General features: G+C 69.0%; 18 protein-coding genes. 11 read left to right on the top strand and 7 right to left on the bottom strand.

All coding sequences use genetic code 11. The features are described from left to right. Positions 1-51: 51 nt before the first annotated feature. The 4 genes from ACFQ91_RS12705 to ACFQ91_RS12690 all read left to right on the top strand — a co-directional run bounded on the left by ACFQ91_RS12705 (position 52) and on the right by ACFQ91_RS12690 (position 4,129). Entirely contained in the window at positions 52-714 is a 663-nt protein-coding gene (locus ACFQ91_RS12705) for a hypothetical protein (RefSeq protein WP_232623760.1), read from the top strand. Further along, complete coding sequence (locus ACFQ91_RS12700) at positions 714-1,664, top strand: response regulator transcription factor (protein ID WP_198499973.1); 951 nt, start codon at positions 714-716, stop codon at positions 1,662-1,664. Before ACFQ91_RS12705 ends, ACFQ91_RS12700 begins: the two co-directional genes overlap by 1 nt. Before the next feature lie 3 nt (positions 1,665-1,667). Further along, the gene (locus tag ACFQ91_RS12695) at positions 1,668-2,948 is read left to right on the top strand and encodes a HAMP domain-containing sensor histidine kinase (protein WP_198499974.1); all 1,281 of its coding nucleotides are present in this window, start codon (positions 1,668-1,670) and stop codon (positions 2,946-2,948) included. A 389-nt stretch (positions 2,949-3,337) separates the two neighbouring features. Further along, on the top strand, positions 3,338-4,129 hold the full coding sequence (locus ACFQ91_RS12690) for a D-alanyl-D-alanine carboxypeptidase family protein (RefSeq protein WP_232623761.1): 792 nt from the start codon (positions 3,338-3,340) through the stop codon (positions 4,127-4,129). Between the two features lie 109 nt (positions 4,130-4,238). On the opposite strand, the gene ACFQ91_RS12685 is transcribed toward ACFQ91_RS12690, so the two are convergent. Further along, entirely contained in the window at positions 4,239-4,754 is a 516-nt protein-coding gene (locus tag ACFQ91_RS12685) for a DUF1990 family protein (RefSeq protein ID WP_198499975.1), read from the bottom strand. Between the two features lie 142 nt (positions 4,755-4,896). Between ACFQ91_RS12685 and ACFQ91_RS12680 the strand changes: the two genes are divergently transcribed. Continuing rightward, positions 4,897-5,349 (top strand): MaoC family dehydratase, encoded by a 453-nt coding sequence (locus ACFQ91_RS12680; RefSeq protein ID WP_137824925.1) that lies wholly within the window; start codon positions 4,897-4,899, stop codon positions 5,347-5,349. Positions 5,350-5,412: 63 nt separating this feature from the next. Here ACFQ91_RS12680 and otsB read toward each other — a convergent pair whose 3' ends face one another. Both otsB and ACFQ91_RS12670 read right to left on the bottom strand, forming a co-directional pair. Then, the gene (otsB, locus tag ACFQ91_RS12675) at positions 5,413-8,058 is read right to left on the bottom strand and encodes a trehalose-phosphatase (RefSeq protein WP_198499976.1); all 2,646 of its coding nucleotides are present in this window, start codon (positions 8,056-8,058) and stop codon (positions 5,413-5,415) included. 49 nt (positions 8,059-8,107) lie between these two features. After that, positions 8,108-8,758: a hypothetical protein gene (locus tag ACFQ91_RS12670; RefSeq protein ID WP_198499977.1), complete on the bottom strand. Its 651-nt coding sequence runs from the start codon at positions 8,756-8,758 to the stop codon at positions 8,108-8,110. 93 nt (positions 8,759-8,851) lie between these two features. Here ACFQ91_RS12670 and ACFQ91_RS12665 point away from each other — a divergent pair, with 93 nt between their 5' ends. The 4 genes from ACFQ91_RS12665 (at position 8,852) to ACFQ91_RS12650 (ending at position 11,761) form a co-directional block, all read left to right on the top strand. After that, a complete protein-coding gene (locus tag ACFQ91_RS12665) occupies positions 8,852-9,565 on the top strand; it encodes an ArsR family transcriptional regulator (RefSeq protein WP_376870091.1) in 714 nt (237 codons plus the stop codon). Between the two features lie 225 nt (positions 9,566-9,790). Further along, positions 9,791-11,032 (top strand): serine hydrolase domain-containing protein, encoded by a 1,242-nt coding sequence (locus ACFQ91_RS12660; protein ID WP_376870092.1) that lies wholly within the window; start codon positions 9,791-9,793, stop codon positions 11,030-11,032. Further along, complete coding sequence (locus tag ACFQ91_RS12655; RefSeq protein WP_376870093.1) at positions 11,029-11,409, top strand: hypothetical protein; 381 nt, start codon at positions 11,029-11,031, stop codon at positions 11,407-11,409. The genes ACFQ91_RS12660 and ACFQ91_RS12655 overlap by 4 nt, the downstream gene beginning before the upstream one ends. A gap of 139 nt (positions 11,410-11,548) precedes the next feature. Next, positions 11,549-11,761 (top strand): hypothetical protein, encoded by a 213-nt coding sequence (locus ACFQ91_RS12650; RefSeq protein WP_376870094.1) that lies wholly within the window; start codon positions 11,549-11,551, stop codon positions 11,759-11,761. Between the two features lie 126 nt (positions 11,762-11,887). Here ACFQ91_RS12650 and ACFQ91_RS12645 read toward each other — a convergent pair whose 3' ends face one another. Then, positions 11,888-12,307, bottom strand: coding sequence for a Rieske (2Fe-2S) protein (locus ACFQ91_RS12645; protein ID WP_376870095.1), 420 nt, complete (start codon positions 12,305-12,307; stop codon positions 11,888-11,890). Between the two features lie 102 nt (positions 12,308-12,409). Here ACFQ91_RS12645 and recQ point away from each other — a divergent pair, with 102 nt between their 5' ends. After that, on the top strand, positions 12,410-14,245 hold the full coding sequence (gene recQ, locus ACFQ91_RS12640) for a DNA helicase RecQ (RefSeq protein WP_198499983.1): 1,836 nt from the start codon (positions 12,410-12,412) through the stop codon (positions 14,243-14,245). On the opposite strand, the gene ACFQ91_RS12635 is transcribed toward recQ, so the two are convergent. Then, positions 14,233-14,682 (bottom strand): VOC family protein, encoded by a 450-nt coding sequence (locus ACFQ91_RS12635; RefSeq protein ID WP_198499984.1) that lies wholly within the window; start codon positions 14,680-14,682, stop codon positions 14,233-14,235. The two genes, recQ and ACFQ91_RS12635, sit on opposite strands and share 13 nt — an antisense overlap. A gap of 195 nt (positions 14,683-14,877) precedes the next feature. Then, the gene (locus tag ACFQ91_RS12630; protein ID WP_198499985.1) at positions 14,878-15,360 is read right to left on the bottom strand and encodes an Lrp/AsnC family transcriptional regulator; all 483 of its coding nucleotides are present in this window, start codon (positions 15,358-15,360) and stop codon (positions 14,878-14,880) included. Positions 15,361-15,494: 134 nt separating this feature from the next. Here ACFQ91_RS12630 and kynU point away from each other — a divergent pair, with 134 nt between their 5' ends. Next, positions 15,495-16,760: a kynureninase gene (gene kynU / locus ACFQ91_RS12625; protein WP_198499986.1), complete on the top strand. Its 1,266-nt coding sequence runs from the start codon at positions 15,495-15,497 to the stop codon at positions 16,758-16,760. 90 nt (positions 16,761-16,850) lie between these two features. Here kynU and ACFQ91_RS12620 read toward each other — a convergent pair whose 3' ends face one another. Beyond that, positions 16,851-17,624, bottom strand: coding sequence for an MOSC N-terminal beta barrel domain-containing protein (locus ACFQ91_RS12620; protein WP_198499987.1), 774 nt, complete (start codon positions 17,622-17,624; stop codon positions 16,851-16,853). Between the last annotated feature and the right edge of the window lie 78 nt (positions 17,625-17,702).

Genomic DNA, 17,702 nt, shown 5'->3' with positions numbered 1-17,702 from the left:
CGGAACCCGGACCAAGTGGACGAGTGCGGGGGAACACGCGAAAATGACAGCGTGCCCATCCCCACACCAGTGCGCAGGTCTGCGCACGCGTCGCGCGCTGCCGTCACGGCAGGCGTCCTGACCAGAGGCGGTCTCAGGACGCTGGTCGCGTGTGCCTGCGCTCTTGCGCTGCTCGTCGCGCTCGCGGCCTGCGGGCCGGACAGGGGGCTGCGCGTCGAGCCCGCGGGAAGCACCTCGCCGACGCTCTTCGACGAGTCGAACGAGGACTCCGGGCCCGCGGACAAGCCGTATTCGCTTGCCGACATCCGCACCCTCGTCGAGGACAGCTCGGGGGTCGCGGTGACCGGTCGGGCGTCGGAGACCGCGAAGGTCGTCGCCGACTGCCAGGAGTGCATGAAGTTCGGCACCCCGTTCCTCAGCGGCGACCGGAAGTTCCAGGTCGTCACGGTGCTCAACCCGCAGCAGATGAGCGAGGTCATCGCCGGGGTCGTCGTCAGCGAGTTCGAGGGCGAACCGCGCCTCGAGCTCATCGCCACGGGCAATCAGCTCACGCTCAGTCCCGGCAGGAACGGCACCCTCGTGGTCCAGGAGGCGATGTACGCCGACGGTGATGAGGACTGCTGCCCGTCGGGCTGGTCGGTGCAGGTATTCCGCCTGCATGACGGTAGGTTTGAACCGGGACAACGCTTCACGCGTCTAAATGGAGAGTCGTAATGCATATTGTGCTGGTCGAGGATGACGAGGTCATCCGCGAGACAACCCAGATCGGACTCGAGCAGTTCGATTACACGGTGTCGGCGTTCGCCGACGGCCGTGAGGGCTATGAGTTCGTCGCCGCCCACGGTGCCGACGTCCTCCTCCTCGACCTCATGCTCCCGACGATGAACGGCGCGTCGATCTGCCGGGCGATCCGCGAGCGCTCCTCCATCCCGATCATCATCATCTCCGCCCGCTCGGATGCGATCGACATCGTCCAGGCCCTCGAGGCCGGCGCCGACGACTACCTCACCAAGCCCTTCGACATGCAGGTGCTCAACGCCCGCATCCGCGCCGTCGTCCGCCGTTTCATCACCGCCGGCACCGACCGCCTCGGCCACTCCCCCACCACCGAGGCGATCGACGAACACGAAACCGTCATCGGCCCCGGCGGCGTCATCACCGGCGACGGGATCCCCGAAGTCCTCGGGCCGAGCCCCGGCATGGACACCCGGGAGCGGATCAAGTCCCGTCTCGCGGCCGATGACACCTACCTCGGCGCCGGAGGGAAGTTCACGTCGTCACCGGGCCCCGACACGCACGACGTGGCGATCCCCCCGCGTCCCGCGTCCTCACCGCAGACGACCGCCGAGGCGGCCCCGGAGTCCGGTGAGCTCGGACCGTTCCGCACCCGGCTGGGATCCCTCGTCCTCGACACCGGACGGCTCACCGTCGAAGTCGACGGTGAGGAGGTCCACCTCACCCCGACCGAGCTGCGCGTCCTCCTGCTGCTCACCGAGCAGCCCGAGCACGTGTACTCGCGGGAGAAGATCGCGTTCACGGTGTGGGGCTACGAGTGGGCCGGCGACTCCCGGGTCGTCGACGTCCACATCCAGCGCCTGCGCAAGAAGATCGGGGCGAACATGATCGAGACGGTCCGCGGCTTCGGGTACCGTTTCGCGGGCTGAGCCATGTCGCTGCGCTGGAAGATCTCCCTCCTCATCGTCGCGTCCGTGATCATCGCGGTGCTCTCGTGCAGCATCATCCTGCGCCAGTCCGCGGCCCGGGCCGAGGACGACCGGATGCGCTCGACCGTGACCGACCAGCTGACGAACGCGGTCAACATCTTCTCCGAGACCGGGGTGCTCACGCTCAACGCCCGCATCGACGATCCGCAGCTGCCCGCCGATGCCCGCGCGCAGGCGCTCAGGGGCCAGTCGGTGACGATCCGCTCGGAGGTCGACGGGGAGGAGATCGTGTGGGCGGCGGCCCCGATCGAGGTCGGCACGTACACCGAGGTGATCTCCGTGCGCGCGTCGACAGCCGACAGCCAGGAGCTCATCGGCCGCATCGACCAGGCACTGCTCGTCGGCATGATCGGCTCCGCCCTCGTCGTCGGCGGTGTCGGTTCGCTCGTCGCCGGCCGCATCTCCCGCCGGCTCACCCTCGGCGCGCAGGCGGCACGGAAGATCGCCGCCGGGGACACGTCGATCCGGATCGCCGACGTCGTCGACGAATCGGATCAGGAGGTGTGGGCGTTCGCCTCGGCGGTCGACACCGCGGTGACGCGGCTGAGCGAGCGCATCGACTCCGAACAGCGCTTCACCGCTGACCTCGCACACGAGATGCGCACCCCGCTCACCGGGCTCGTCAACGCCGCGAGCCTGCTCACCGAGGATTCGCGCCCGGCCGAGCTCGTCAAGGATCGGGTGCAGCGGATGCAGGTCCTCGTCGAGGACCTCCTCGAGGTCTCCCGGCTCGACGCGGGACGCGCGAACCCGCAGTTCACCCGCATAGACATCGACCAGGCGATCCGCTCGCTGCTCGGCACGATGTCGGCCTCGGGAGCACTCGCCGGGCATGAGATCGACGCGCAGTACGACGCCCGAGGCGCCCTCCTCGTCACCGACGTCCGCCGGTTCGAGCGCATCATCTCCAACCTGCTCGTCAACGCGATCAAACACGGAGCCGACCCGATCCGTCTGACCACGAGCCCCGAGCACATCGTCGTCACCGACTCCGGCTCCGGCTACCCGGCCGACATCGTCGAGACGGGCCCGACCCGGTTCGTCTCCGCCGGCGGCGGCGGCATGGGCCTCGGACTCGTCATCGCGCAGGGGCAGGCGCGGCTGCTCGGGATCCGGCTGGTCTTCAGCAACGACCCCGACACCGGGGGTGCCCGCACCGAGGTGATCTTCCCCGATGCCGTAGCGCAGGCGATCGCCCTGCGTCAGCAGCTCGGAGTGGAGTAGGGATCCCCCACCGAGGCGGCCGCTGATGGCAGTGGGATGCCCGGACCGGATCGGTCACGGTTTCGTTCGCGGATATGACACGGTGTTATGTAACCGTTACACTCCTGTAACAGTGAGTTTTCCAGCCGTCGGGACCTCTCGACGGCTGAACTATGGGTACGACACAGGTGACTTGGAGCATGATGACGGGTGAGCTGACGGCAGCGGGAACGGTCCGGCGGAGAGACCTCCGCAACCGGCAGTCGACCCCCCAGACCCCGCCCACAGCACCCCTCCCCTCCACTCACTCCACCCCCTCTCACCTCACCCAACACTCGACTCTCTCACCCCGCCGCGCCGCGATGGCCGCGGAGGCGCGCACTGCGTCAGGGTCGCCTCGGCGCGAGGCGATGGCCAAGGAGGCCGGCCACGGAACGGTCGGTGCCGGGTACTCCGGGCACCGCGGTTCCGACGGTGCGCTGCTGCGGTCGGTGCGCCGGAAGCGCGCGACGACGGTCACGGCCCTGTCGGGTCTGTCCGTGACCGGTGCCGCGGTTGCCGCCGTGATGTTCGCCACCGCGGGCGGCGGCAGCGAGGTCAAGGTCGAGGCGACCGCCGAGGCCGGCCCCAAGCAGGTGAGCGCCGAATCCGTCGACGCCGCGATTCCGGCCTCCGACGACACGACGAGCGTCGAGATCGGCGCGCCGAGCGCGAAGCAGGACGGCGCACAGGCCGCGAGCCGCGCGATCGAGAAGAGCGCACTGCCCGGCTGCTCGGCCGATCAGAAGTACAGCGCGGGAGCGAGCAACGGCGAGCTGCCCGAAGAGTGGCTCTGCGACCTCGGCAAGGGCGGGCACCGACTGCGCGCCGATGCCGCGGTGTCATTCGCTGAGATGAACGCCGCGTACAAGAAGGAGACGGGCAAGGAGATCCCGATCACCGACTCCTACCGCGACCTCGCCGGTCAGATCTCCGTGGCCGGCCGCAAGCCCGGCCTCTCCGCCCGCCCGGGCACGTCGATGCACGGCTGGGGCATCGCCCTCGACCTCGGCGGCGGCACCGAATCGAAGACCGGTCCGTGGGACTGGCTGGTCAAGAACGCCGGGAAGTACGGCTGGGAGAACCCGGACTGGGCCAAGTCGTCGAAGTACGAGCCCTGGCACTGGGAGTACGTCCCCGCCCGCGACAGCATCAAGGGCTGAGACTCCTCCGCCACTGCTCAACGCACGCACCGCGCTCGTTGTTTGAGGCCAGGTCGTTGTCGACGCATTCTGGCGTCGCGGACGTGGGCAGCTGACTGCCCGGCGCAACTCACCGTCGGCGCAGGGCGCGGGCGTAGCGCCGTCGGTAGAAGACCTGCGCCATCCGCACGAGGGGCTCGCCGAGGCGCCAGGTCCCCATTCCGGCCCGTGAGGCCGAGCGGAGGACGAGGAAGACCCGGTCGTCGGGGAGATGGACGAGAAGGAACGACTCCTCGCCGGTGATCGGGTGGCCGGGCTTCGTGCCGTAGGTGAAGCCGCGAACGTCGTCTGCGTCGATGACGGCGAGCACCTGCGAGGGTTCCGGCAGACGGAACGGACCCAGACACACCCGGATCGTCGGCTCCTGTCCCGCGGCCACCCGGACGCCTGCGGGATCGATGTCGAAGCCGCTGCGGGTTTTGACCTCCCAATGGAGCAGCTCCTCGGCGCAGCGCTCGAACGTGACCCGCCCGTGACCGACGAACGATGCGGCCTCATAGGTGCGGTGGTCGGCGGGACGGTCGAACCACCTCGGCGAGTGCGGTCGGGTCAGCAGTGCGGAGTCGTCGGTGCTCGGCGAAGTCATCTCCCCAACCTATCGAAGGGGTGTGCGGAGCGGCGTTCGGCAGTAGAGTGCGAGGGGACGGCCGTCGACGATCGAATGTCCGATAAGGAACTTGATGTCGGCCGTCGGCCTGACCACGCCATCGGATCGAAGGGGGACCCTCATGCGCACACTCACCGGCATCGACGAGGTCGAGGCGGCCGTCGGCACGGAACTCGGGACGTCGGAATGGCTGACCGTCGACCAGGACATGATCACCGCGTTCGCCGACGCCACAGACGACCACCAGTGGATCCACCTCGATGAGGAGCGCGCGGCCGCCGGGCCGTTCGGCGCGACGATCGCCCACGGCTTCTACACGCTCTCACTCCTGCCGAAGTTCTCCGCCGAGATCTTCGCGATCGAGGGAGTGTCGATGAAGATCAACTACGGGCTCAACAAGGTCCGCTTCCCGCAGCCCGTCCTCGTCGACTCCCGGCTGCGCGACACCGCCACCCTCACCGAGGTGACGCGCAGCCCGAAGGGCACGCAGCTGATCATCAGGCACGTCATCGAGATCGAGGGCCAGGAGAGGCCGGCCTGCATCGCGGAGATGGTCAGCCTCCTCGTCGAGTGAGGCGACGCGTCGAGCGAGCCTCCACGCCAAGCCATATGACGCGACGCGTCAGGCGCGGGGTGCTCAGCTGGGACGGTACTCGTCGAGCATCTGGGCGACGCGGATGTAGCCGAGATGAGAGTAGGCCTGGGGATGGTTGCCCAGGTGCATCTCGGCGACGGGATCGTACTCCTCGGGCAGCAGACCGGTGGGCCCGAGCAGATTGTCGAGCTGCCGGAAGAGATCCCACGCATCGTCGATGCGACCGACCTTGATGAACGCCTCGATGAGCCACGTCGTGCAGATGTGGAACCCGCCCTCGAGACCGGGCAGACCGTCATCGTAGCGGTAGCGGAAGACCGTGGGCCCGACGCGCAGCTCCCGTTCGATGGCGTCGACGGTCGCGATGAACCGCGGGTCATCGGCCTCGAGCAGACCGCTCAGACCCACGAACAGACCCGCCGCGTCGAGATCCGGCTCCCCGTAGGCGACGGTGAAGGCACCGACCTCCTCGTTGAAGCCGTGGGTGAGGATGTCGCTCTTGATCTCCTCGCGCAGCTGACGCCACGCCCCCGGCAGCTGCTTGTCGAAGCGCTCGGCGATGCGCAGGGCGCGGTCGACGGTCACCCAGCACATCACGCGCGTGTAGACGTTGTGCTTGGGCGCACGCCGGGCCTCCCAGATGCCGTGATCGGCTTCGAACCAGCGTCGGCTCACCGCTTCGACCATCTGGGTCGTCAGCGTCCAGTAGGCGTCGGGCAGCTCGCCGAGGCGCTCGGTGAGTTCGTCGAGGAGCTCGGTGACCGGCCCGAAGACGTCGAGCTGGACCTGGTGCTCAGCGGCGTTGCCGACTCGCACCGGGCGCGACCCGGCGTATCCGGGCAGATGCGCGAGCACCGCCTCGGTGGTCAGTGCCGAACCGTCGACGGCGTAGAGCGGGTGGAGCTGTTCGGGGGCGACCGTGTGGGAGAGGATCCCGGTCAGCCACGAGAGGAACCCTTCCGCCTCGGCGGTCGATCCGAGGGCCAGCAGCGCCCGCGCTGTCATCGATCCGTCGCGCAGCCACGTGTAGCGGTAGTCCCAGTTGCGGACGCCGCCGATGCCCTCGGGCAGGGAGGTCGTCGGGGCGGCGAGGATGCCGCCGGTGGGCTCGTGGCAGAGTGCGCGCAGGGTGATCGCCGACCGGATGACCTCCTCGCGGTGATGGCCGGGGATGGCGAGCGTGCTCGCCCAGTTGCGCCAGAAGTTCAGCGCCCGATCCCGGACATGGCCCTCTCCGCCCTCGGCGATGAACCGGGCGTCGCCGGTGCCCGACCCGCACGCGAGGACGAGGACGACCTGGCCGCCGGGGAAGTCCGAGGGCACCACGACCGCCTCGGCGGTCTGGGACTGTCCCGACTCGACGATCTCGAAGTCGACGCCGGGGGCGAAGAGCCGGATCGGCTCCGAGGTGCCGAGCACGCGCACCCCGTCGCGGATCGGCGCGAGCCTGGTCGGCACGGTGGCGTAGTCGAGTCGCGGGGCGAAGCGGATCCGTGCGGGCGCGTCGCCGGTGAGGACGCGAACGACGATCGTGTCGTCGCTCGCGCCGTCGACCGGCGCGAGGTAGTCGATGCAGCTGAGCCCCGGCCACCGGGTCTCGAGCAGCGTCGAATGCGTGAGGTAGCGCTGGGTGAGCGGGTCGACGCCGGACTCGGCGCCCACGGCGAAGTAGCCGGCGGCCGCGGACCCGAGGATCTCGGAGAACATCGACGACGAGTGCGGCAACGGGTGGGGCATCCAGCAGATGCTGCCGCCCGGGTCGACGAGGGCCGTGGACTGCCCGTTGCCGAGCATGCTGTGACGCTGGATCGGGATCGCCTCGCGCCCGAACAGCCACGACTTGCGCAGCTCGTAGATCGCGGCGAGGACGACGGAGACGACGTCGGGCGAATCGATGCGGAACTCCGCGTGGGTCTCCGTCCCGTCGTCGCCGACCTTGAGACCGAGGTCGAAGTCGCCGAGGATCTCGAGGGCGAGCTCGTCGGAGCGGTCATCGCCGATGAAGACGACGACCTCGGCGCCCGTCTCCGCGCGCAGATTCGCCAAGGCCTCGGCCTTCGACGAGGGCACGACGGAGAGGTCGACGACCTGCTTGCCCCGGGTCGGGAAGATCTCGTGCTTCTCCACGAGCGCGGCGATGCCGTCCTCGACCTTCTGCCGGGCATCGTCGTCGAGGCCGCGCAGGTGGACTGCCGCACCCGCCGTCTTGTGCTCGATCACCTCGGCGGGCAGGGTGTCGACGAGATCGCGGCGGAAGGCCGCGAGTGCCGTCCGCTGCCGCGGTTCGAGCGCCCGGTGCACCTCGCTGTCGGTCTCGCCGCCGTGGGAGCCGAAGAGGTGGACCTCGCGCGGCAGCCGTGACATCGCCGCGAGGTCCCGGAGGCTGCGCCCGGAGATGACGCCCGCCGAGGTCGACGGCAGCAGGGCGAGCGCGCGGAGCGAGTCGACCGAGCTCTCGAGCGGGTACGCCTCGGCGGGATTGGCGACGATCGGCGCGATCGTGCCGTCGTAGTCGGTGGCGATGAGCAGCGACGGTGACCGTGAGACCTGGAAGAGGCGCCGGAACAGCTCATCGGGCAGGGCGCGACTGGCTTCGGCGAGATCGCCGAGGAGGCCCGACGACGACACGGACGCCGAGATCGGAGTCAGGGGGGACACATGGCCGTAGTCGTTCTCGACAGTGCTCATCTCACCTCAGGCTTCGGGTCGGAGGTCGGGTGTCGGTCGGTGGTGCGGATTATTCGGCTGCGGTGTCGTGCGCGTCGTCGGCGGCATCCGTGCTGCGGGCTGCCTGTCTGCCCTTGCTGATGCGCGAGTACCCGCCGATGATGAAGATCACTCCTGCGATGAGCGAGGCGGCTCCTGTGAAGCCGATGATGGCCAGTGCCTGGAAGTCGGTGCCGAACATGAGGATGATGCCGAGAAGGATGTGGACGGCGGCGGAGATGAGGAAGTCCGAGGCCATCGGGTGGTGGACGAGCTTGCGGTAGTTCCACAGCTCGATGAGCCCGTGGAGGGCGGCCCAGATGCTCAGGGCGGCGCGCACCTCGGCGGGCTGGTCGGCCATGAAGAGGAAGACGATCGCCGGGATCGTGATGATCGCCTGACCGAAGATCGCGGTGCGCACGGACAGCGGCGAGCGCAGCGCCTGGTAGACGAGGGCGAGCGCGAGCAACGCGAGGTAGCCGATGCTGAGCAGATCGACGATGTCGACGCCGAGGGACAGCTGCATCGGATTGGCCGCATCGCGCGGCCAGAACACGGTGGCGAAGCCGAAGAGGACACCGAGGATGCCGCGGACGATCATCGGCGCGCCCATCGTCCGGGCCTCGGCGAGCAGCTCCGAGGCGGGGGCGACGGGTTCGGTGCGGGATTCTTCAGTACTCATCACCCGTCCAGTTTAGGTCTCCGACCCCACCGAGTCCCAGCGGCTGATGATTTTACTCTTTACGTAATTACGTACTTCGCGTATTCTCGAGTTATGAGCACCTCGTCATCCGATTCCGCGCACCTCCCGGCGACAGGGAGCACCGCCCTCGAGGCTCGCCTCGGGGCCCTCGAAGCGCGGGTGGCTGAGCTCGAAAGCACACGGGAGTTCGAAGGCTCCCGGGCGGGGGAACCGGCCACGGCGAGCAACGGTGAGCAGGCGGACGATGGTGAGCGCCCGCGATCCGGGGAGCGCCCGAGCACTCGTGAGCAGGCACGTTCCGGAGAGCTCCCGAGCACTCGTGAGCAGGCGAGCACGCGCAGCACCGCGGCACCCCGCTTCTCTGCGGGCGGGCCCGATGACGACACGTTCTGGGTCCTCAACGGACTCGTCGACCGCCTCGGCGAGGACGCCGGCGTCACCTACGCCGGTCAGGTCACGCCGCCGGGCACCGATTCCCCGGTCGCATGGCAGATGGGGTTGACCGCGGCAGGGTTCGACGAGATCGATTTCGCACAGGCCGCACCAGCACTGTCGGCGTTCAGTCATCCCGTCCGGCTCGCGCTCCTCCAGGCGATCTACACGGGCACGACGACCGTCGCCGAACTCAGTGCCGACGACCGCTTCGGCACCACCGGCCAGATCTATCACCACCTCAAGGCGCTGGCCGCCGCCGGCTGGCTCGAGAACTTCCCGCGCGGGCACTGGCGAGTGCCCGCTCAGAAGGTCATCCCGCTCCTCACCCTCATCCTCATCGGAACCCAATGACCCCACCGGCGGCGATCATGGCGCCGCACACATCCTGACGTGCCTTCGGCACCACGACCAGCCGTCTCATCGACCGATCGTCAATCCGGCCAGTCGCCGGACCGACCACCCGCACCACCGACCACCGAACTCACCTGATCACCACTGCACCGGCCAGGCACTCGCTCGACCCGTCTCATCGCCTCTGCATCGCATCACCTCAATCACCCGATAACAGGAGTTGCCATGACTGTGACATCCGCCACTGACACGGACACCCGGCGGTCGCCTCGGCGCCGGGCAATCGCCATCACCGCGGCCGTTCTCACGGCGGTCGTCGCCGTCCTCCTCACCCCTCTCCCCCGCGGATTCCAGGGCGACGCCACCGGCGACGAAGCGCTCATGGAGGCCACCGCGGCCGCACTCGGCAGCGGGCACTGGCAGCACGTCGCCGTCGCGAAGGTCGACGGGGACACCGTGACGACGGCAGGCACGGGTGCCGACGCGACCACGGAGTTCGAGATCGGCTCCCTGACGAAGACCTTCACCGCCGCCCTCTTCGCCGACGCGATGGACCGGGGTGAGGTGACCGCGGAGACCCGCCTCGGCGAGATCTGGCCCCAGCTCGAGGGACCAGTCGCCGAGGTGACGCTGTCCTCACTCGCGATGCAGCGTTCCGGACTGCCCCGGGTCGAGCCGGCGCCGAGCGTCGGTGATGCGGTCGCGTCGGTCTTCGCGACCTACCTCCACCGGGATCCGTACCGCGGCAGCGTCGACGACCTCATCCGCACCCTCGGCGACACCGACGTCAGCGATACGACCCCGGAGTACTCGAACTTCGGGTTCGCGGTCCTCGGGCAGTCGCTCGCGAAGGTGACCGGCCTGAGCTACCGCAAACTCGTGGAGCAGCGGATCACGCAGCCGCTGGGGATGACGCGGACCTTTGTGCCCACCTCGGCGACGGGACTCTCGCACGGGTACACGGCATCGGGACTGCCGGCCGCCCCGTGGACCCTCGGCGCATCCGCTCCGGCGGGGGCGATCCGGTCGACCGCGGGCGACATGGCGATCTGGCTGCGCGCCACGATGGAGGGCACCGCGCCGGGAGCCGCCGCAGCCCTGCCGCGGGCCGATTTCGACGCGGCCGACCGCATCGGCTTCGCGTGGATGACGACGACAGGGCGTACCCCCGCCGTCACCTGGCACAACGGCGGCACCGGCGGGTACAGCTCGTTCCTCGGCTTCACTGCGGACGCAGGCACGGGGATCGTCGTCCTCGCCGACTCCGCGATCCCCGTCGACGGCGCCATCGACCTCATCTCCACTGAGTCGGACTCCGCCGCGCCCACGCCCACCGGGACCGCCTCGGCCGGGTCCCACTTCACGAAGTCCGCCGAGGTGGGGGCCGCCTCGGCACGACCCTTCCCCGACCCCGCCGCCCCAGCTACCGCACCTCGTTCCGCCCGGACCGAAGGAGAACGCTCATGAGTGCAGCCCTCGTCTCAACGATCGTCACGACCCTCGTCCTCGCGTACGCCGCATGGACCGCGCTGGCCGCCACCCGACGGGCGCAATCGCGCCGCCAGCTGCTCGCGGGCCTCCTCCCGGCCGTCGCGTTCGTCCTGCTCATCCGTCTCATCGGGGCGTTCGGGGGATGGACGGACGCCGCCCTCTGGGTATGGCTTGCCGCGATGGTCGCCTGCGTCTGGGCGGCGTTCCGCGCCGCCTCGGTGTGGCCGGACCTGCCGTGGAGCGCTGCCGATCCGAAGGTCGCACGCGGTGAGATGCCGCGCCTGATCATCGGAGCGGCGTTCGCCGCCGCCATCGCCGGAGCACTCGTCCTCCCGGGCCTGTTCCTGGGGTGAGTGCCATCGGTCGCGACGCTGGGCACCAACCGACGACCGCCGATATGAGCACCGACAACCGCCGTTCAGAGCACCGACATCCGCCGATCAGAGAACTCGAGAGACGACACGCAAGAGAACACCTCAAGGAGAATGCATCATGGTCAATCGACAGCTCCCGCGTCCGAACGCATCATCGTGGACGACCGCCGTCATCGCAGCGATCCTCGGCGGGATCGTGGGATTCCTGCTCTTCGATCCGCTCTTCGCGGTCCCGTTCGCCGTCATGGGCTTCCTCGTCGGCATGGGAGGCGCTTACAGCGTCCAGTCGGCGAAGAAGCCCAACGACCGTCCCGACTCCCCCGGCGACTGAGGACGGGCGCGTCACCGTTCAGCGACGGCGCCGCGGCCACAGCTGCTGGGCCGAGAGGTTCATGCGCTCGGCTGAGATGTTCACGCGCGGGGCTGAGAAGGTGAGCCGCTGCGTTGTGCGGACGCGCTACTGCGCGGAGAGGTTGAGGGTTCCGTCGGAGTCGGTGACCTGGTAGGTCGCCAGCGCTTCGGTCGCCGGACCGGAGAGCACTTCGCCGCTTGTCGCCGAGTAGCGCGAGGAGTGGCACGGGCAGACGATCTCGGTCTCGGTCACGGTGCGGACCTGGCACCCCTGATGGGTGCACACGGAGGAGAAGGCATGGAACTCCCCCTCCTTGGGCTGGGTGACGACATAGGCCTCGTCGATGACGATGCCCGACCCAACGGGCACGTCGCTCGCCGGCACGGTCGCATCCGGCGGTGCCGAGGCCGAGGACCCCGAACCGGATCCCGAATCGTCGGGGCTGCACGCCGAGGTGAGTCCGACGACCGCGGCTGTGCCGACAGCTCCCGCGGAGGTGATCATCGTGCGCCTGTTCGGTTCCATGCAGCTCTCCTCAGCTCGCCGGTGGGTCTCCCCATCCAGCCTATCGCGGCCCCCGCTCCGGCCCTGAACGTTCGCGTCAGGGTCGTCCACTAGGCTGGGCGCATGACCGCCCCAGCCACGACCTCCGCCCTCGACGTCCTCCACGATGTCTTCGGCTACGAGGACTTCCGCGGCCAGCAGGCGGCGATCGTCGACCAGCTCATCTCCGGCGGTGATGCCGTCGTGCTCATGCCCACCGGCGGCGGCAAATCGCTCTGCTATCAGATCCCCGCGCTCGTGCGCGAGGGCACCGGGATCGTCATCTCCCCGCTCATCGCCCTCATGGCCGATCAGGTCGCAGCGCTCGACAACCTCGGCGTGCGGGCCGCCTACCTCAACTCCACCCTCGACATCGACGAAGCGCAGGACGTCGAGCGCCGCCTCCTCGACGGGGAGCTCGACCTCCTCTACCTCGCCCCCGAACGCCTCGTCCTCCCGCGGACGATGCAGCTGCTCGAGAGGGCGGACATCTCCCTCTTCGCGATCGACGAAGCGCACTGCGTCTCCCAGTGGGGTCACGACTTCCGCAGCGACTACCTCGGCCTCGGAGTGCTCGCCGACCGCTTCCCCGCAGTCCCCCGCATCGCACTGACCGCGACGGCGACCCCGGCCACGCACGCCGAGCTCACCGAACGGCTGCAACTGCGCAACGCCGAGCACTTCGTCGCGAGCTTCGACCGCCCCAACATCACGTACCGCATCGAGCCGAAGGCCTCGGCCCGCTCCCAGCTCATCAGCTTCATCACCACCGAACACCCCGGCGACTCCGGGATCGTCTACTGCCTGTCCCGGCGCGGGGTCGAACAGCTCGCCGAGGCGCTCGTGGCCCGCGGAATCCCCGCCCTCCCGTACCACGCAGGTCTGCCCGCCGAGGTGCGCGCCGAGCACCAGGCCCGCTTCCTCCGCGAGGACGGCCTCGTCATGGTCGCGACGATCGCCTTCGGCATGGGCATCGACAAACCCGACGTCCGCTTCGTCGCCCACCTCGACCTGCCCCGCAGCGTCGAAGGCTACTACCAGGAGACCGGACGGGCCGGACGCGACGGCCTGCCCGCGGATGCGTGGATGGTCTACGGCCTCGGCGACGTCGTCTCCCAACGCCGCCTCATCGAATCCGGGGAGGGCGACCAGGCCCACAAACGCCGGGTGATGGCCCACCTCGACTCAATGCTCGCGCTGTGCGAGACCGTCGACTGCCGCCGCGTCCAACTGCTGCGCTACTTCGACGAGGAGTCCGCTCCGTGCGGCAACTGCGACACGTGCCTGACGCCCCCGGCGACATGGGACGCGACCGTGGCCGTGCAGAAGCTGCTCTCGACGGTCATCCGCCTCGACCGCGAACGCGGCCAGCGCTTCGGCTCCGGCCAGGTCATCGACGTCCTCCGCGGCAACGCCAACGACCGCTCGCGGGCGTCTGACCATGAGAGCCTCAGCGTGTGGGGCGTCGGCGCCGACCTGTCCGAGGGCGAATGGAAGGCCGTGATCCGACAGAGCCTGGCCCGCGGACTCCTCGAATCCCACGGCGACTACGGCGTGCTCGTCCTCGGGCCCGCCGCCGACGCGGTGCTGCGAGGGCAGACCGAGGTGTCGATGCGCGTCGATCCGGTGAAGAAGTCCGGTGGCTCGCGCTCAGGATCGAAGCGCCGAGGCGGTCCCGAGGTCTCGCTCGACCCCGCCGACTCCGCCCTGTTCGAGGCCCTGCGGTCCTGGCGCGCGGGACAGGCGAAGGAACAGAGCGTGCCCGCCTACGTCATCTTCCCCGACGCGACGATCTACGGCATCGTCGAGGCCAAACCGACATCGCTTGAGAGCCTCGGCCAGGTCAGCGGTGTCGGACTGAAGAAGCTCGAACGGTACGGCGACGCTGTGCTCGAGGTCCTCGCGGCTCACAGAGGCTGATCGGCCGTCGCCTCCGTCTGCGCGAACGCCTCCGGTCCCGCCTCGGCGGCAGCCGGGTCCATCCACATGAACTCGAGGATGTTCCCGTCCGGATCGGTCATGCTGATGCCATACATGAACCCGTGATCCGTCGGTGGGCGGTTCTCTCCGCCGCCGGCCTCGAGGATCGCAGTGCGCATTGCATCGACATCGGCCCGGGACTCCCGGGAGAGCGCGGTCATCACCTGCGCCACGGAGTGCGGATCGGCGATCGGCTTGTCGGTGAAGGACTGCAGGAATTCTTTGGTGAGGATCATGAAGAAGATCGCGTCGTCCCACTTCACGCACGCGGCGTTGTCGTCGGAGAACTCGGGGACGATCTGCGTGCCGAGCGCCGAGTAGAAGGCCTTCGCGCGTTCGAGGTCGAGGGTGGGGAGATTGACGAAGATCTGGGACATGACTGCTCCTTCGCAGTGAGGTGATCGCGTGGGTGCGGTGCCGCACCTCATCCTCACCGGTCACCGACGCCGAGTCAACGGTCACGGCTGCGTGGTTCTGGCTCGGCGGGCAGCGGCTCGGACGACCGCGCCAGCAGCGTGTACGTCGGACGGCTGCCCGGCTCCGCCTCGGTGGGCTCACCGGACCCGCCGGGCTCACCCGCGGTGATGGCCGAAGACGAGGCTCGTCTGCGTGTGCGCGATCGTCGTGTCCGAGAGATGCTCCTCGATGAACGTGTGGAGACCGCGGGGGTTGCTCGCGGCGATATGGACGAGGAGGTCGCGCTCACCGGAGACCTGAAAGACCTCGAGGGTCTCGGGCACGTCGAGCAGGCGAGCGATGACGGAGGCGATCGCGGCGCGTCCGACCGGTGTCATCCGCACGGAGACCATTCCGAATACCGTGAGACCGAGCGCCTCCCAGTCGATGTCGGCGTGGAAGCCCTTGATGACCCCGCGCCGGCGCAGAGCGCTCACCCGACCCGAGCACGTCGAGGGCGCGAGTCCCACCCGCTCGGCAAGATCCTTGTTCGAGATCCGGGCATCGGCGCTGAGCTCGCGGAGGATCGCGAGGTCGGTCGCGGCCAGGGGAGCACCCGGTTCGGCACGGTGATCGGCGATGAGACTCGAATGATTCACCGTTCTCCTTGAGGTTTTCCGTCGATCGTTCACTTCCGCATCGATCTTCTCGCATCTTTGGCACGATGGGAAGGCGACCCCACGAATCACCGTCGTCGCCCGACTGTGACGGACCTGCGAAGGAAGGACCCTCGATGACCGAGATCGACCGCGCCGCCTGCGAACGCCACGACGCCGCTGACCCACTGCGCGGCTTCCGCGACGACTTCATCATCGACGAGGGCACGATCTACCTCGACGGCAATTCGCTGGGCGCACGTCCGCGCGGAGCTGCCGAGCGGGCGCAGGAGGTCATCGCCGAGGAATGGGGCACCGGCCTCATCCGCTCGTGGAACACCGCGGGGTGGTTCGAGATGCCGGCCGCACTCGGCGAGAAGGTCTCCGGCCTCGTCGGCGGCGGTGCCGGAAGCACGGTCGTCACGGATACGACGTCGATCAATCTCTTCAAGGCCGCCTCGGCGGCGCTGCGCATCCAGCGCGAGGATGCCCCCGACCGCCGGATCATCCTCACCCAGAGGGAGAACTTCCCCTCCGACATCTACATGCTCCAGGGCCTCGCCGAGCAGCTCGACGACGGGTACGAGGTGCGCCTCGTCGACGATGCCGAGGTGACCGCAGGCTTCCCGCAGTCGATGAGCGACGAGGTGGCCCTCGTCGTCCTCACCCACGTCAACTACCGCACCGGACGGCTCTTCGACATGCGGTCGACGACCGAGGCGATCCATGCCGGCGGCGCCCTGGCGATCTGGGATCTGTGCCATTCGGCCGGCGCCCTGCCCATCGACCTCGCCGGCGACGGCGCCGACATGGCCGTCGGATGCACGTACAAGTTCCTCAACGGCGGCCCCGGGTCCCCGGCCTTCATCTGGGTGTCCGAGGACCTGCATAACCGGTTCGCCCAGCCGCTGTCGGGGTGGTGGAGTCACGCGAAGCCGTTCGAGATGAGCCCGGACTACGCCCCCGCCGATGGGATCCGCCGCTTCCTCACCGGCACGCAGGGCATCGTGTCGATGTCCGTCGCCGAGGTGGGGCTCGACGTGGCCGCGCGCGCGGACATGAGCGCGGTGCGGGCGAAGTCGCTTGCGCTCAGCGACCTCTTCATCGACCTCGTCGAGCAGCGCTTGGCCGCTCATCCGGTCGAGATCGTCACCCCGCGCGACCATGCGCACCGCGGTTCACAGGTCTCGATCGCCCATGAGGAGGGATTCGCGATCATGAGCGCGCTCATCGACCGCGGCATCATCGGCGACTACCGCGAGCCGTCGATCCTCCGCTTCGGCCTCACCCCGCTCTACCTCGGCTTCACCGACGTGTGGGACACCGTCGAAGCGCTGCGCGACATCCTCGACAACCGCCTGTGGGACACCCCCGAATACCAGGTTCGCGGCGCGGTCACCTGAGGCGATGAGCCTCGGATCTCACCAGCCTTCCGGGCGCTCGGCAACTCAGTGCTCGGCAATAGAGCGCTCGGCCACTCTGCGCTGGGCTCCTCAGCGTCGGGAGTACTGGACCACTTCGGCGTAGACGCCGAAGAACGGCTCGCCGGCGGAGTTCGTCGCCCTCGTCGCGGAAAGCGTCCGCAGCAGACGGCCGGTGCGCTCCCCGGTGATCGGGTCGAGATCGATGACTGCGCAGCGCGGCACCGGTCCCCCGATCCGCACCCGCAGCCCGTCGACCGCCCCTCGAACGGTCATCACCCGCCCCAGCCACGTCTCCTCGACGAACGGCTCGTCGGTCGCGACGAGAAGCGTCGCCCGGAAGCGGTGGAAGAGATCGGCCACCGCAGCATGCCCGGCTGCCCCGGTGCCGTTCTCCTCCGCACTGTCCGCCACCGCGGCGATCGAGGCGGTGGCGACGATCGTCAGCGGCTGTCCGAAGACGATCGCTCCGCGCGGGGCCCGAGCCAAGCGCACCGCCTGTCCGAGGTGATCGGAGAGCAGCTCGCTGTGGGCGCCAGTGGTCAGAGCGAGTTCGACGGAACGTCCCCAGTAATCGCAGGTCAGCGTCTCACCGGAGAGTTCAGGCGCTTCGGCGACCGTGGTGCCGTCGGGCAGCGTCACCGAAAGCTGAGAACCCTGCAGGCGCGCGACGACGGAGAGCAGCGACGGATGCTGCACGGTCCGCAGAACCCGCCCGCGGACGGCATCGATGAGACAGAAGCGACGATCGCCGAGCGGACCGTGCGCATCGAACTCGGCGTCCGGTTGGACGCTGTGCCGAGTTCCCTTGATCGGAGTGAACGCGACAGCGCGGGTCTCGATCACCTCGGCGCTCTCCTCTCTGCCCTATCGCGCCGGCCGGACGGGGCCGACTCCACCAGCCGGACGGGCCGACCGTGGGGA

Source organism: Brevibacterium sp. NPDC056726 (assembly GCF_042790515.1).
GTDB classification, from domain to species: domain Bacteria; phylum Actinomycetota; class Actinomycetes; order Actinomycetales; family Brevibacteriaceae; genus Brevibacterium; species Brevibacterium sanguinis.
Note: the sequence above shows the minus strand (reverse complement) of the source record. Positions and strands in the feature narration are given on the sequence as shown.